Here is a 13,551-nt window from a genome sequence, read left to right as displayed (position 1 = left end):
CATCGGCGCGGTCACAGGCTGCGCAGGGCGCCGCCGTCCACCGGGATGGTCAGACCGGTGAGGTAACCGGCGGCGGGCGACAACACGAACGCCGCCACCCGGCCGAACTCCGCCGGATCGCCGAGGCGGCCCAGCGGGATGGCCGCCTCCGCCTGCGCCTCGGCCGCGGCCGGGTCGTCGGCGGCGGCGAACAGTTCGAGATTGCGGTCGGTCCGCAGCCGCCCGGGCAGCAGGCTGACCACGCGCACGCCGCGGGGACCGTACTCGTCGGCCATGTCCTTGGCGACCCCGGCCAGGCCCGGACGCAGACCGTTGGACAGACCCAGGCCGGGAATGGGGGAGTGGACCGAGGTGGACAGCACGAACCCGATCGCGCCGCCCGCGGGCAGGGCCCGGGCGAATGTGCGCGCGGCCCGGACCGAGCCGAGGAACACCGTCTCGAACGCGGTGCGCCACTGCTCGTCGGTCATCGCCGCCGCGGTGCCACGGGCGGGCCCGCCGACCGAGATCAGCGCGCCGTCGAAGCGCCCGAACCGCTGCGTGGCCGTGTCGACCAGCAGTTGCGGGGTCGCCGGGTCGGTGAGGTCGGCGGCGACCCCGGCGACCACGGCCGGGCCGCCCAGCTCGGTGACGGCCGCGGCGACGCGGGCATCGTCGCGGGCGGAGACCACCACCTTGGCGCCGTCGGCGACCAGCGCCCGGGCGGTGGCGAAGCCGAGGCCCCGGGAAGCGCCGGTGAGGACGTACACGCGATCGGCCAGACCCAGATCCATGCCGCGATCCTGCCACTGTGCCCGGACGGCGGCGCACGGCGGGCCGCCCCCGAAGGCGGCCGCTGCCCCTGGCCCGGCCGCTGCCGCTGAGCCCGGCCGCCCCCGGAGCCGGCGCGGTGCCGCGGATCAGGCCGGACGGCGCAGCACGCGTACCCGGCCGAGCAGTTGCAGGACGACGGACCCGGCGGCGCGTCGCACCGCCGGCACCCGGCGGGCGCGCGGCGCGGATCCGCCGTCGTAGCGGTAGACGGCCTCGCGGGTGGCCAGCTCCTCGCCCGCGCCCGCCGGGAGCCCGCCCTGCGCCGCCAGCTGCCGGGCCAGGTCCCAGCCGTCGCGCAATGAGCCCTGGGTGGGCCGCGCGGCGGCCCACCGCGCGAATTCGCCCGGCCACCGCTCACCCAGTGCGGCCGCCAGCAGCGGCCACTGCCGCGCGACCTCACCGGCGCGCTTTCTCAGCAGCGCGACCCGCGCCGCCTCGACCAGCCGGGCGTCGAAGCCCACGGGTACGGGTGCCCCGCCGGTCAGCGCCGCGACCAGCTCGGCCTGCCGCGCGGCCAGGTGCGCGAACCGCTCACCGGCCGGGGTGCTCATGTGACCGCCGGGTAGCCGGACGCGGCGGCGATCGCGTCGAGTTCGGCGCGCAGCGCCGGGGTGCTCGGGTACGCGCCATCGCGTTCCAGCAGCAGCGCGGGCGGGCGGTGCCGGGCGCACAGTGCCGCGACCAGGTCCAGCACGGGTTGCGGCACCGCGTCGGCGTGGGTGTCGTGGTAGATGCCGTCGTGTTCGGCGCCACCGGCCACGTGGACGTACGCGACGCGTTCCAGTGGCAGCGCGTCGAGCAGCGCCTCCGGGTCGGTGCCGCGGTTGCGCGCGTTGGCGTAGACGTTGGCCACGTCGAGCAGGAGCAGCGCCCCGGTGCGTTCCAGGATCTCGGTGAGGAACGCGGCCTCGTCCAGTTCGTCGTCGGGCCAGTCGAACAGCGCCGCGATCGGCTCCAGGGCCAGCGGCACCCCCAGCTCGCCCTGGGTGCGTTTGACGTTGGCGACCACGGCGTCGACCGCTTCGCGGCTGCGCGGCACCGGCAGCAGGTGCCCGGCCTCGACACCGGCCGCCCGGACGAACGCGATGTGTTCGCTGGCCAGCGGGGCACCCAGCCGTTCGGCGACCGTGGCGAGGTGCGCGACCCGGGCGGGCTCGACCGGCTCGGCGCCGCCCAGGGACAGCTTGACCCCGTGCGGCACCACGGCGGTGCCGCGGTCGCGCAGTTCGGTCAGGCCGACGGGCAGGTCGCCGTGTGCGGGCACCGACTCGGCCACCACCTCGGTGAATCGCAGTCCGGGCAGCTCCGCCACGAATCCGGCGATCTCGGGGCGCCAGCCGATGCCGACCCCGTACGCGGTCATCCGCCGCACCCTCCGCCCCCGCCGCCGCAGGAGCTGCCGCTGGAGCAGGAGCTGCCGCTGGAGCAGGAGCTGGCCGATCCGCACGACGTGCCGGTGGAGCAGGAGCTGCTGCTGCTGGTGCTCGTCCAGCCGCTGTAGGCGGCCTGGCGCTGGATCTCGGCCTCGGCGGCGAACTCCGGGTCCAGGCTGTACAGCGAGCCCGCCCCGAACAGGGCCACGCCCATCGCGACGCTACCCGCCCCGTACGTGGCGTACGAGGGGGACTGGCGGGGGGACAGGTAGTGGTTCTTCTTACGCAGCGTGGCGAGGCCACGGGCGACGCTGCGGGTCTGCCTCGGTGCCCGGACGAGCAGCAGGGCGATGACGCCGACGACGAACACCAGCGGCACCAGGAAACCGACGGGCTTGTCGTTGGCGATGCCGGCCGCCACCCGCGCGATGCCGAGCACCAGCAGCGCCAGCATGGCCAGCGCCCACAGGCGGGCGGTGCGCCGCTGCCCGGCGCTGGTGGCCATTCCGGCGGCCTCCAGGCCGTCGCCCAGCTGGGTGAGCGCGGTGGAGACCCACTGGTCGGCGTGGACGTCGCGGCCGCGGACGCGCTGGCCCGCGGCGTTGTAGATGGCGGTGTCCAGCGGCGTGACGCCGCTGGGCAACGGTCCGGCCTGCATGAGCGTACGGTCGGGCCCGTTGCCGACCGCACCGGCCGCGCGCAGGCCGCCCAGGGCCGAGTAGACGGCGAGCCGGGGGCCGCCCGCGAGGTAGGCCACCTGCTGGGGGCCGAGCTGGTCGAACCGGGCGTCGCGCGGCCCGGCGAACAGGAAGCGCCGGTGCACGATCGCGGCGATGGTGATCACCACCACAGCGGTGATGTAGTACTGCAGGAAGGTCGGGCCGGGGATGCCCCAGGTGGCGCCGGTCGCGGCGACGGTCATGTGCGGACCTCCCGGTTGTGCTGGTGCTGTGGGCCTCATTGTGCAGGCCCGCGCAACAGTACGGTCACGCCCGGCGGACGGCCTCCTCGACCAGGTCGAGCACCCGGCTGAGTTCACCCGGCGGGCGCCCGGTGGCCAGGTGCAGCACCATCCCGTCGTACGCCAGCTCCAGGAACTGGGTGAGCACCTCGACCGGCACGTCGTCGCGCAGCACCCCGGCGTCGCGCTGGCGTTGGAGGCGCTCCCGGGTGGCGGTGGCGATCGCGTTGGACCGTTCGGCCCAGCGCTTGGCGAACGCCGGGTCGGTGCGCAGCCGGCGGGAGACCTCCAGCTGGGTGCCCAGCCAGCCCGCGGTGTCCCCGTCCCCGGCCGAGGCGCCGGCCCGGTCGAGCAGGTCCCGCATCACCTGGACGAGGCCGTTGCGGGTGACCGTCTCGACCATCGTGGCGGCGTCGTCCTCGGCGACCGCGAGGAACAGCGAGTCCTTGTCCCGGAAGTGGTGGAAGATGGCGCCGCGGGACAGCCCTGTGGCGTCCTCGAGGCGGCGCACGGTGGCTCCCTCGTAGCCGTAGCGCGCGAAGCAGCCCCGGGCCGCGGCGAGGATCTCGTGGCGACGGGCATCGAGCTGGTCCTGGCTAACCCTGGGCACGTCGTTGATCGTGTCATGAGCGCTGCGTGGCGTGCAATCCGTACGTACGGTTTGGCACTCCCGGGACGGACTCCATGTCCGCCCTGGTCGGATGATGCGAATTCAGCCGGGCTGGTTAGGGCATGTTGACAGTTGCGGGCTGTTCGTCCCGCAACCACTCACGTAAAGTGCCCGCGTGCCTCTCGTCTTCCTCGCCCTGGACGACACCCTGCTTGACCGCAGTGGTGCGTTCCGGCTCTGGGCGAAGGGATTCCTCGACGAGATCGCGGCGCCCCACGACGACCTCGAATGGCTGATCTCGATGGACGCCGATGGGCTCACCTCCCGGTGGGACCTGGCCGACCTGATCCGGGACCGCTATCGGCTGCGTACGCCCTCCATCGACCTGCTGGAGGAGCTGCACGAGGGCCCGCTGGCGCATGAGCGGCTGGACCCGCTGGTCGCGTGCGCGCTGCAGATCACCGGCGACGCCGGATTCGTGCCGGTCGTGGTCACCAACGGCCCGCACGAGCTGCAGGAGAGCCGGATCCGGCGTACCGGCCTCGACCGGTATGTCGCCGACTGGGTGATCTCCGGCCAGGAGGGCGTCAGCAAGCCCAACCCGCGCATCTTCGCGCTGGCCGCGCAGCGTGTGCGGATGCGCCTCGGCGGGGCGTGGGTGGTCGGCGACAGCCCCGAGGCCGACATCGGCGGCGCGGCGGCCATGGGTCTGCCCAGCGTGTGGCTGCACCGCGGCCGGGACTGGGTGGATCAGCGCTTCGCGCCCACCCGCGTGGTCGGCAACGTGATCCAGGGCCTGTCGGCCATCATGGCCACCGCCCGCTGAGATTAATTCGGTTGCGCGGCCCCTCCGGGCCGGGCAGAGTCCTGCGCGTTACCCGACCGGCCTGTCCGGTACGGCGGAACCCGACCGGTGCGACCGGTCCGAGAGAGAGAAGGGGGTGGCGAGACATGGCCGTCGTTGTCCTGCGCCAGATCCCACCGTTCGTTCCTTCTCTCAAGGAGTTCCCGCAGTGCGCGAGCACGATTCTTCCGGCCGGGCCACCATGCGCCGCGGCCGCCGTACCTTCGACGACGACGAGCCCGGCTTCCTGAAGCGTGGCCGGCTGGAGCCGGCCCTGACCGAGGACCCCGACCTGCCCGAGACGGGGGACCGCTGGTCCAGCTGGGACGGCGCTCTGCACGGCCCGCAGCCGCGCCCTTCCTGGGTACGCACAGAGCACGGGGCCGTGGACACCGAGCTGGGCATGCTGAAGACCGGCAAGGAAGCCGACGTCTTCCTGGTCCGCCGCGCGGTCCCGGATGGCGGGCCGGTCAGCATGCTGGCCGCCAAGCGGTACCGGGACGCCGAGCACCGGCTGTTCCACCGCGACGCCGGATACCTGGAGGGGCGCCGCGTGCGTCGTTCCCGGGAGATGCGCGCGATGGCCACGCGCACCTCGTTCGGGCGCGACCTCATCGCGGGCCAGTGGGCGGCCGCCGAGTTCGCCGCGCTGTCGCGGCTGTGGCAGCTCGGTCACGACACCGGCGCGATCTGCGTGCCGTACCCGGTGCAGCTGGCCGGCACCGAGCTGATGCTGGAGTTCGTCGGCGATTGGGAGACCGGGCAGGCCGCGCCGCGCCTGGCCCAGCTGCGACCCGATCCCGACGAGCTGCGCGACCTGTGGAACCAGCTGGTGGACGCGCTGTCCGTGCTGGCCCGCTGCGGGCTCGCGCACGGCGACCTGTCGCCGTACAACCTGCTGGTGCACGGCGGGCGGCTGGTACTGATCGACCTGCCGCAGGTGGTCGACGTGGTCGCCAACCCGCAGGGGCCGCAGTTCCTCGCCCGCGACGTCCGCAACGTGGCGACGTGGTTCGCCGCGCGCGGGCTGCCCGCCGAGTTGCTGGACACCGAGGAGCTGACCGCGCGCCTGCTCAGCGACGCGGGCCTGGGGTGAGTGTCACTGCAGGTAGCCCTCGACCTCGCCGACGCTACGGGCCTGCTCGGCGTCCGGGTCGTTTCCCTGGTCGCGGGCTGCCCGCCGCCGGCGCAGCAGGTCCCAGCACTGGTCGAGGGCCTCCTCCAGCTCCTTGAGCCGGGCGTGCTCCTCGTCGCTGCTGATCTCGCCGCGGCCCAGCTGCCGGCGCAGCTCCTTCTCCTCCTCGACCAGCCCGTGGATCTGCTTCAGCGTTGATTTGTCATCCATGCCTCAGAGCCTAGGCATCCGGGGCCGCACACGGTGATGCCCCGCCGTCAGCAGACGGCGGGGCATCGGTACTGCGTCAGGTCAGTGCGTGAGCATCTTGCGCAGCACGTACTGCAGGATGCCGCCGTGGCGGTAGTAGTCCGCCTCGCCGGGCGTGTCGATGCGGACGACCGCGTCGAACTGCACACCGGTGTCCGTGCTGACCTTCACCGTGCGCGGGGTGGTGCCCGAGTTCAGCTCCTCGACGCCGGTGACGGTGAACGTCTCCGTGCCGGTCAGCCCCAGCGACGCGGCGTTCTGGCCCTGCGGGAACTGCAGCGGCAGCACGCCCATGCCGATGAGGTTGGAGCGGTGGATCCGCTCGTACGACTCGGCGATGACGGTACGGACGCCGAGCAGCATGGTGCCCTTGGCCGCCCAGTCGCGCGAGGACCCCGAGCCGTACTCCTTGCCGGCCAGGATCACCAGCGGGACACCGGCGCTCTGGTACGCGACAGAGGCGTCGTAGATGGTGGTCTGCTCGCCGGTCAGGTGGTTGACAGTGAACCCGCCCTGCACGCCGGGCACCAGCTCGTTGCGCAGCCGGATGTTCGCGAACGTGCCGCGGATCATCACCTCGTGGTTGCCGCGCCGCGACCCGTACGAGTTGAACTCGTGCCGCGGCACCCCGTGCTCGGCCAGGTACTTGCCGGCGGGGGAGTCGGGCTTGATCGTGCTGGCCGGCGAGATGTGGTCGGTGGTGACGGAGTCGCCGAGCTTGGCCAGCACCCGCGCACCGGCGATGTCGGAGACCGGCTGCGGCTGCGCCGCCATGCCCTCGAAGTACGGGGGCTTGCGCACGTAGGTCGACTCGGCGTCCCAGGAGAACGTGTCACCGGTCGGGGTCGGCAGCGACTGCCACTGCTCGTCACCCGCGAAGACATCCTGGTACGCGTCCGAGAACGCGGTGGCGCCGATCGCGGAGCCGATGACGTCCTCGATCTCCTTGGCGCTGGGCCAGATGTCGGCCAGGAACACCGGCTGGCCGTCCGAGCCGGTGCCCAGCGGCTCGTTGCCCAGGTCGATGTCCATCGTCCCGGCCAGCGCATACGCGACGACCAGCGGCGGGGACGCCAGGTAGTTCATCTTGATGTCCGGGTTGATCCGGCCCTCGAAGTTCCGGTTGCCGGAGAGCACGCTGACGACGGTGAGGTCGTTGGCGTTGACGGCCGCGGACACCTCCTCGGGCAGCGGGCCCGAGTTGCCGATGCAGGTGGTGCAGCCGTAGCCGACCAGGTTGAAGCCCAGCTTGTCCAGGTACGGCGTGAGCCCGGCCCGGTCGTAGTAGTCCATGACCACCTTGGAACCCGGCGCCAGCGTGGTCTTTACCCACGGCTTGCGGGACAGGCCGCGGTCGACCGCGTTGCGGGCCAGCAGCGCCGCGCCGACCATGACCTGCGGGTTCGAGGTGTTGGTGCAGGAGGTGATGGCCGCGATGGTGACGGCGCCGTGGTCCAGCTCGTACTCGACGCCGTCGGCGCCGGTGACCCGGACCGGGTTGCTGGGCCGCCCGGACGCCCCGCGCGCGGCGCTGACCAGCTCGTGCGGCTTGTCGGCGGGGTCGTCGCCGGTGTTGGCGGGCGGGTCGCTGGCCGGGAACGACTCGGCGCTGGCCTCGTCGGCGGTGCCCTCGACGCCGGTGGTGTCCACGTAGTCCACCAGGGCGGTGCGGAACATCGCCTTGGCGCTGTTCAGCGGCACCCGGTCCTGCGGGCGCTTCGGGCCCGCCAGCGACGGCTCGATCGTGGACAGGTCCAGTTCGAGCTTCTCCGAGTAGTTCGGCTCGGCGGCCGGGTCGTGCCACAGGCCCTGCCGCTTGGCGTACGCCTCGACCAGCGCGACCTGGGCCTCGCTGCGGCCGGTGAGCTTGAGGTACTTGATGGTCTCGCCGTCGATCGGGAAGATCGCGGCGGTTGAGCCGTACTCCGGCGACATGTTGCCGATGGTGGCGCGGTTGGCCAGCGGCACCGCGGAGACGCCGGGGCCGTAGAACTCGACGAACTTGCCGACGACGCCGTGCTTGCGCAGCATCTCGGTGATCACGAGCACGAGGTCGGTGGCGGTGGTCCCGGCGGGCATGTCGCCGGAGAGCTTGAAGCCGACGACCCGCGGGATCAGCATGCTGACCGGCTGGCCGAGCATCGCGGCTTCGGCCTCGATGCCGCCGACGCCCCAGCCGAGTACGCCGAGGCCGTTGACCATCGTGGTGTGCGAGTCGGTGCCCACGACCGTGTCCGGGTAGGCGACGCCGTTGCGCTCCATGATCGTACGGGCCAGGTACTCGATGTTGACCTGGTGCACGATGCCGGTGCCGGGCGGGACGACCTTGAACTCGTTGAACGCGGTCTGGCCCCAGCGCAGGAACTGGTAGCGCTCGCGGTTGCGCTGGTACTCCAGCTCGACGTTCTTGGCGAAGGCGTCCTCGCGGCCGAACAGCTCGGCGATGACGGAGTGGTCGATGACCATCTCGGCCGGGGCGAGCGGGTTCACCTTGGTGGCGTCGCCGCCGAGCGCCTTGACGGCCTCGCGCATGGTGGCGAGGTCGACGACGCAGGGCACGCCTGTGAAGTCCTGCATCAGCACCCGGGCGGGGGTGAACTGGATCTCCACGCTGGGGTCGGCGGTGGGGTCCCAGCCGCCGAGCGCCCGGATGTGGTCGGCGGTGATGTTGGCGCCGTCCTCGGTCCGCAGCAGGTTCTCCAGCAGGATCTTCAAGGAGTACGGGAGCCGCGCGTGGCCCTCCACCTTGTCGATCGCGTACATCTCGTAGCTCGCGTCTGCGACGCGCAGCTGGCTCTTCGCACCGAAGGTGTCGAGGCTGGCCACGTCATCTCCTTCACACCCAGCGTGAGTTTTCCTCGGCAAGTCTGTCGCACGGGCGACTGCCGCCGCTCAGTTAGGCAGGCCTAACCAGCGGTTTCAGGTTGCCTGTAAACCGTACGTCCGTCTTGCTATTGGGTGCAACCCGGGGTCAGGAATCGATCCGGACCGAAAGCTCGTTCTCGCCCGTGTACTCCGGCTGGATCCGCACGCCGCCCACCTCGGCGACCGGCAGCACGTACGCGGTGCGCTTGTCGGCCACGTCGTCGAGGAACCGGCCCAGCCGCACCGCCGGGGCCCCCGGTGCGTGCTCCAGCCACAGCTGCCAGGTGCCCGGCGGGAGGGCGGGCACCGAGATCCGGAACCGGCTCCCCGACGACGCCACGGCGGCCTGTTCATGGACCGCCTCGCCGTCGCGCGCCCGCAGCGTCGGCGCCCCGGTGCCGAACTCGGCCCCGACCAGCCGGCCCTCCACGTGCAGCCCGGTGTCGTCGGCGAATACCCCACCGACCTCGGCATGCACCTCCCGGCGCCAGCTGCGCACCGCGAAGGTCCCGTCATCCGTCCGGTACGGCAGGTGCACCGTCACCCCGCCGTCCGCCGGCGGCTCGGGGTACGTCAGCGTGCGGGTGTCGCGTACCCCGGCGGACACCGGGCGGCCGTCGGCCAGGCGTAGCTCCCACACGCCCTCGGGCAGGTCGCCGAGCCGCAGGGTGTGGCCGTCCTGGGCGATCTCGGTCGGCTCGGCGTCGGCGCCGCCGATCCGGTGCCAGCGCAGCGCCGCGTCGCTCGCCAGCGCCCCCGCCGGGTACAGCAGCACCTCCGCGTCCGCGGTGACCGTGCAGTCCACGACGGGTTGAGCCTGCGTCGGCGCCGGGCCCAGCACGGGCGGCGGCGATCCCGCCTTCGGCCCACTGCTCAGGCGGTGCCAGAGCCGCTTGCGACCGGCGAGCCGCTCGAAGAGCTGTTCGTACTCGGCGGCGATCGGGTCCGGGTCGTAGCGTGCCGAGTTCGCCAGCGCGGCCGTGGCCATGGCCCGGCGCCGTTCCGTGTCGCCGATCATCCGCAGCAGGGCCTTGCCCATCGCGTCCGCGTCGCCGACCGGGGTGAGCAGCCCGTCCACGCCGTCCTGCAGGATCTCCCGCGGTCCGTGCGGGGCGTCCGTGCTCACCACGGGCAGCCCGCAGCGCATCGCCTCCACGAGCGTCATCCCGAACGGCTCCCGGTCCGACGGGACCGCCGCGATGCTGCCGCGCGCCCACTCCGAGTCGATCGGCGCGAACCCGCCCGGCAGGAGCACGTGGTTGTGCAGGCCGAGCTCCAGCACCAGGCGGCGCAGCGCCGCGTTCTCCGCCCCGCTGCCGTAGATCCGCAGCTGCCAGTCCGGATGGTCGGCGACCACCTTCGCGAACGCCCGGATCAGCACGTCGTAGCGCTTGCTGGCGACCAGGCGGCCCGCGGCCACCACGATCCGCGAGCTGCCGTCCGAGGGCGGCAGCGCCGGTTGCGGCACGCTGTTCGGGATGAACAGCAGCTCCGTACGGCCGAGCCGGCCCAGGTGCGCCCGGTAGTCCTCGGCGTCGCGGGCGCTGACCGTGACGAACGCGTCCAGCCGCCTGATGTGCCGGGGCAGCTCCTCGCGCATCGCCTTGCGCTGCTGGCGCCGGGTCAGGTGCTCCTGCCCGATCCGGATCATGCGGCGCGGGGCGAACTGCGCCGCGTACGCGATCAGCCCGGCCCGAGTGGCGATCACCACATCGGCGTCGCTGGTGCGCAGGAAGGCGCGGTAGCGCTCCTCGACGAACATGTCGTAGTCGCCCGAGCGGAAGTCCGCCTTCGGGTACACCCGCGCCGGCTGTCCGCGCAGCGACGAGGAGGCGAAGTGGTCCGTGTGCTGTGGGCGGGTCTCCACCAGCGAGGTCAGCCGGATCGCCGGGTCCATGGGCAATTGCGGCACGTCACGATTACGCAGCGTGCTCAGCACCTCGACGTCGTGTCCGCGCGCCGCGAGCGCGCCGGCCAGATTGAACGTCGTGCGGATCGTGCCGCCGATGCCGAACCCGTTGTTGATCAGAAAGAGGATCTTCATTCCTCTGCGTGCCTCCCCGTTTGCCGAGGACACACGCTAGCGCGCGGCGGCCAATTGTGTTCCACCGAGTTCGATCCGTGACCGCCGGTGATACATTGCGCGGTCGGATCTGGGGGCGCCGCCGCGACGCGGACGGCAGCGGGGAGTCGGAGGTCAGCGTGCGGCTGAAGGTGACGCTGTGTGGTCTCGCCGCGGTCGCGGCGCTCGGGGCGTGCACGTCGTCGCCGTCCGAGCACCCGAAGTTCGCGGGCGGATCGTCGGCCCCGGCGACCACCGGCTCGGCGCCGGCCTGGCACGAGCCCGCCGCGTACGGATTCGTGGTCGAACGCCGCTGCGGGCAGGGCCCGTCCCTGGGCCGCTACCGGGTCGCCGTGCAGGACGGGCACGTGGTGCGCACCGACCGGATCGACGGCAGGACCGCCGCCGGCGAGGAGGAGATCGAGGTGCCCGCGCTCGGTGAGCTGCTCACCCTGGCGCAGACCGCCGCCGACGACGGCGGCGCCGTCACCACCACGTTCGACCCGGTCGACGGGCACCCCACCGCGGTGAGCTTCAGCGTCACGGATCAGCAGGACGCCGACGGCTCGTGCTTCCTCGTCTCGGAGTACGCGCCGGCGTCCTGAACCCCGCCGGGCTATTCCGGCAGGCGCGGACCGGCGGCCCGCTGGTCGGCCAGCCACGACTCCACGTCGGCCGCAGCACGCGGCAGGCCCGCGGACAGGTTCCGGCACCCGTCGGCCGTGACCACGACGTCGTCCTCGATCCGGATGCCGATGCCGCGCAGCTCGTCGGGCACCAGGTCGTCCTCGGGCTGGAAGTACAGGCCCGGCTCCACGGTCAGCACGTAGCCCTCGCCGAGCGGACCGTCCCGGTACGCCTGCTTGCGCGCCGAGTTGCAGTCGTGCACGTCGATGCCGAGCATGTGCCCGAAACCGTGCAGGGTCCAGCGGCGGTACACAGAGGACTGTTCCGACATGGCCTCGTCCACGCTGACCGGCAGCAGGCCCAGGTCGTGCAGGCCCTCGGCCAGCACCCGCATGCAGACCAGCTGCACGTCGTGGAACTTCACGCCCGGCCGGATGAAGTCCATCCCGGCCTGCTGCGAGGCCAGCACGATGTCGTACACCTGGCGCTGCAGCGGGGTGAAGGTCCCCGACACCGGCACCGTACGGGTCACGTCCGCCGTGTAGAGGTGGTGGCCCTCGACGCCCATGTCCATCAGCAGCAGCTCGCCGGGGCGGGTGACGCCGTCGTTGCGGATCCAGTGCAGGATCGTCGCGTGCGCCCCCGCGCCCACGATGGAGCTGTAGCCGACGTCGTTGCCCTCGAACCGCGCCCGCAGCCCGAAGACGCCCTCCAGCAGCCGCTCCTTGACGCCGCGGTCGGCGGGCAGCACGCGGGCCACGTCCTCGAAGCCGCGGACCGTGGAATCGACCGCCTGCTGCAGCTGGGCGATCTCCCACTCGTCCTTGACCAGCTTCAGCTCGCTGATGACGTGCGCCAGCTCGCGGTCGCGCGGGCTGCCCGCGGTGGGCTCGTAGGCGAGGACGGCCCGGTCCACATTGGGGTCCAGGCCGCGCAGCACCCGGGTACGGGCGGGCGCGCAGTCGGCGAGGGCCCGGCCCAGATCGCCGTACGATGCGGTCTCGATGCCCAGCTCTGTCGACTTCTCGGCGAGCGTGGGGCGTCGGCCGACCCACAGTTCGCCGTCGCGGCTGCGGAAGAACTCGTCGTTCTCCCGCGACGAGCGCTGGCGCGAGTACAGCACCGCGTCGTGGCCGGAGCCGCTCGGGCGCAGCACCAGCACGCCGTTCGGGCCGTGGTCGCCGGTGAGGTAGTAGAAGTCGCTGCCGGGCCGGAAGGAGTAGTCCGTGTCGTTGGCCCGGACCTTCTCCACACCCGTCGGGATCACCAGGGTCTCACCCGGGAACGCCTCGGACAGCGCGTTGCGCCGCTTGGCGTAGTTCGGGGCCTCGGGCAGCGGTGTCGCGGTGCGTGAGTCGTCCCGCCAGCCGCCGCGCATGAACTGCAGGAACGCCTCCGGGAAATCCGGGTCGTGCGACTCCGTCTTGGCCTGCGTGGTGCCGTCGCTCTGCTCGGCCATGTTTCTTCCTCCCGCCGGGTTCGGTAGCCGACGTTACCGCCTCGCGCGGGGAATGGAATGGGCGACCCTGGGCGCATGTCAAAGCGCCCAGAACGGGATAAAGAGCGCCGATGCGTCCGGATCCCCGGACGCGGACCGTCAGGCGCCCTGGGCCTTGGCGATGAAACGCTGCCGGTCCAGCAGGACCCGCTCGACCCTGACCTCGGCGACGAGGTCCTCGCCGTCGCGGACGACCACGTCGAACGTCAGCTTGCGGCCGTCCACCTTCGCCAGCGTGGCGAGCGCGGTGATCCGCCGACCGACCGGCGTGGCGGCGCGGTGCTCGACCTCCGCCCGGGTCCCGACCGTGGTCACCCCGCCGGGCATCTGACGCGCGGTCGCCGCGACCGTCGCGGTCTCGGCGAGCGCGAGGACGCGCGGAGTGCCCAGCACGGGCACGTCGCCGGAGCCGAGGGCCTGGGCGGTGTCGGCATCGGTGACGATCAGCTCCACCCGGGCGGTGAGACCGGGGGCGAACTCCGGAAGCTCCATCGGGTCAGCTTAGGACGCACCG

At 72.5% G+C, this 13,551-nt stretch carries 13 protein-coding genes; 3 read left to right on the top strand and 10 right to left on the bottom strand.

Features of this window, described 5'->3' with window-relative positions:
* Nucleotides 1-11 precede the first annotated feature (11 nt).
* The 5 genes from ACMCNN_RS20335 to ACMCNN_RS20315 form a co-directional block, all read right to left on the bottom strand.
* Nucleotides 12-773: an SDR family oxidoreductase gene (locus ACMCNN_RS20335; protein ID WP_412742106.1), complete on the bottom strand. Its 762-nt coding sequence runs from the start codon at nt 771-773 to the stop codon at nt 12-14.
* A 126-nt stretch (nt 774-899) separates the two neighbouring features.
* Complete coding sequence (locus ACMCNN_RS20330; RefSeq protein ID WP_412742105.1) at nt 900-1,364, bottom strand: hypothetical protein; 465 nt, start codon at nt 1,362-1,364, stop codon at nt 900-902.
* Nucleotides 1,361-2,176, bottom strand: coding sequence for a DUF692 domain-containing protein (locus ACMCNN_RS20325; protein ID WP_412742104.1), 816 nt, complete (start codon nt 2,174-2,176; stop codon nt 1,361-1,363). Before ACMCNN_RS20325 ends, ACMCNN_RS20330 begins: the two co-directional genes overlap by 4 nt.
* Nucleotides 2,173-3,108, bottom strand: a complete 936-nt coding sequence (locus ACMCNN_RS20320; RefSeq protein ID WP_412742103.1) for a TIGR04222 domain-containing membrane protein — start codon at nt 3,106-3,108, stop codon at nt 2,173-2,175. Before ACMCNN_RS20320 ends, ACMCNN_RS20325 begins: the two co-directional genes overlap by 4 nt.
* A gap of 64 nt (nt 3,109-3,172) precedes the next feature.
* Nucleotides 3,173-3,757, bottom strand: a complete 585-nt coding sequence (locus ACMCNN_RS20315) for a TetR/AcrR family transcriptional regulator (RefSeq protein ID WP_412742102.1) — start codon at nt 3,755-3,757, stop codon at nt 3,173-3,175.
* Nucleotides 3,758-3,932: 175 nt separating this feature from the next.
* On the opposite strand from ACMCNN_RS20315, the gene ACMCNN_RS20310 reads away from it, so the two are divergent.
* On the top strand, nt 3,933-4,583 hold the full coding sequence (locus tag ACMCNN_RS20310) for an HAD family hydrolase (protein ID WP_412742101.1): 651 nt from the start codon (nt 3,933-3,935) through the stop codon (nt 4,581-4,583).
* A 187-nt stretch (nt 4,584-4,770) separates the two neighbouring features.
* Complete coding sequence (locus tag ACMCNN_RS20305; protein ID WP_412742100.1) at nt 4,771-5,697, top strand: serine protein kinase RIO; 927 nt, start codon at nt 4,771-4,773, stop codon at nt 5,695-5,697.
* Nucleotides 5,698-5,700: 3 nt separating this feature from the next.
* On the opposite strand, the gene ACMCNN_RS20300 is transcribed toward ACMCNN_RS20305, so the two are convergent.
* The 3 genes from ACMCNN_RS20300 to ACMCNN_RS20290 form a co-directional block, all read right to left on the bottom strand.
* A complete protein-coding gene (locus ACMCNN_RS20300; RefSeq protein WP_412742099.1) occupies nt 5,701-5,946 on the bottom strand; it encodes a DUF2630 family protein in 246 nt (81 codons plus the stop codon).
* A gap of 81 nt (nt 5,947-6,027) precedes the next feature.
* Nucleotides 6,028-8,811, bottom strand: a complete 2,784-nt coding sequence (locus ACMCNN_RS20295) for an aconitate hydratase (RefSeq protein ID WP_412742098.1) — start codon at nt 8,809-8,811, stop codon at nt 6,028-6,030.
* 145 nt (nt 8,812-8,956) lie between these two features.
* Nucleotides 8,957-10,894, bottom strand: coding sequence for a glycosyltransferase family 4 protein (locus ACMCNN_RS20290; protein WP_412742097.1), 1,938 nt, complete (start codon nt 10,892-10,894; stop codon nt 8,957-8,959).
* A gap of 77 nt (nt 10,895-10,971) precedes the next feature.
* On the opposite strand from ACMCNN_RS20290, the gene ACMCNN_RS20285 reads away from it, so the two are divergent.
* On the top strand, nt 10,972-11,517 hold the full coding sequence (locus tag ACMCNN_RS20285; RefSeq protein WP_412742096.1) for a hypothetical protein: 546 nt from the start codon (nt 10,972-10,974) through the stop codon (nt 11,515-11,517).
* Nucleotides 11,518-11,528: 11 nt separating this feature from the next.
* Here the strand turns inward: ACMCNN_RS20285 and ACMCNN_RS20280 are convergent, their stop codons facing one another.
* Both ACMCNN_RS20280 and ACMCNN_RS20275 read right to left on the bottom strand, forming a co-directional pair.
* Complete coding sequence (locus ACMCNN_RS20280) at nt 11,529-12,998, bottom strand: aminopeptidase P family protein (RefSeq protein ID WP_412742095.1); 1,470 nt, start codon at nt 12,996-12,998, stop codon at nt 11,529-11,531.
* Nucleotides 12,999-13,136: 138 nt separating this feature from the next.
* The gene (locus tag ACMCNN_RS20275; protein WP_412742094.1) at nt 13,137-13,529 is read right to left on the bottom strand and encodes a thioesterase family protein; all 393 of its coding nucleotides are present in this window, start codon (nt 13,527-13,529) and stop codon (nt 13,137-13,139) included.
* Nucleotides 13,530-13,551: the final 22 nt, after the last annotated feature.

The sequence above is a fragment of the Krasilnikovia sp. MM14-A1004 genome (assembly GCF_047159485.1).
In the GTDB taxonomy this organism is placed as follows: Bacteria; Actinomycetota; Actinomycetes; order Mycobacteriales; family Micromonosporaceae; genus Actinoplanes.
Note: the sequence above shows the minus strand (reverse complement) of the source record. Positions and strands in the feature narration are given on the sequence as shown.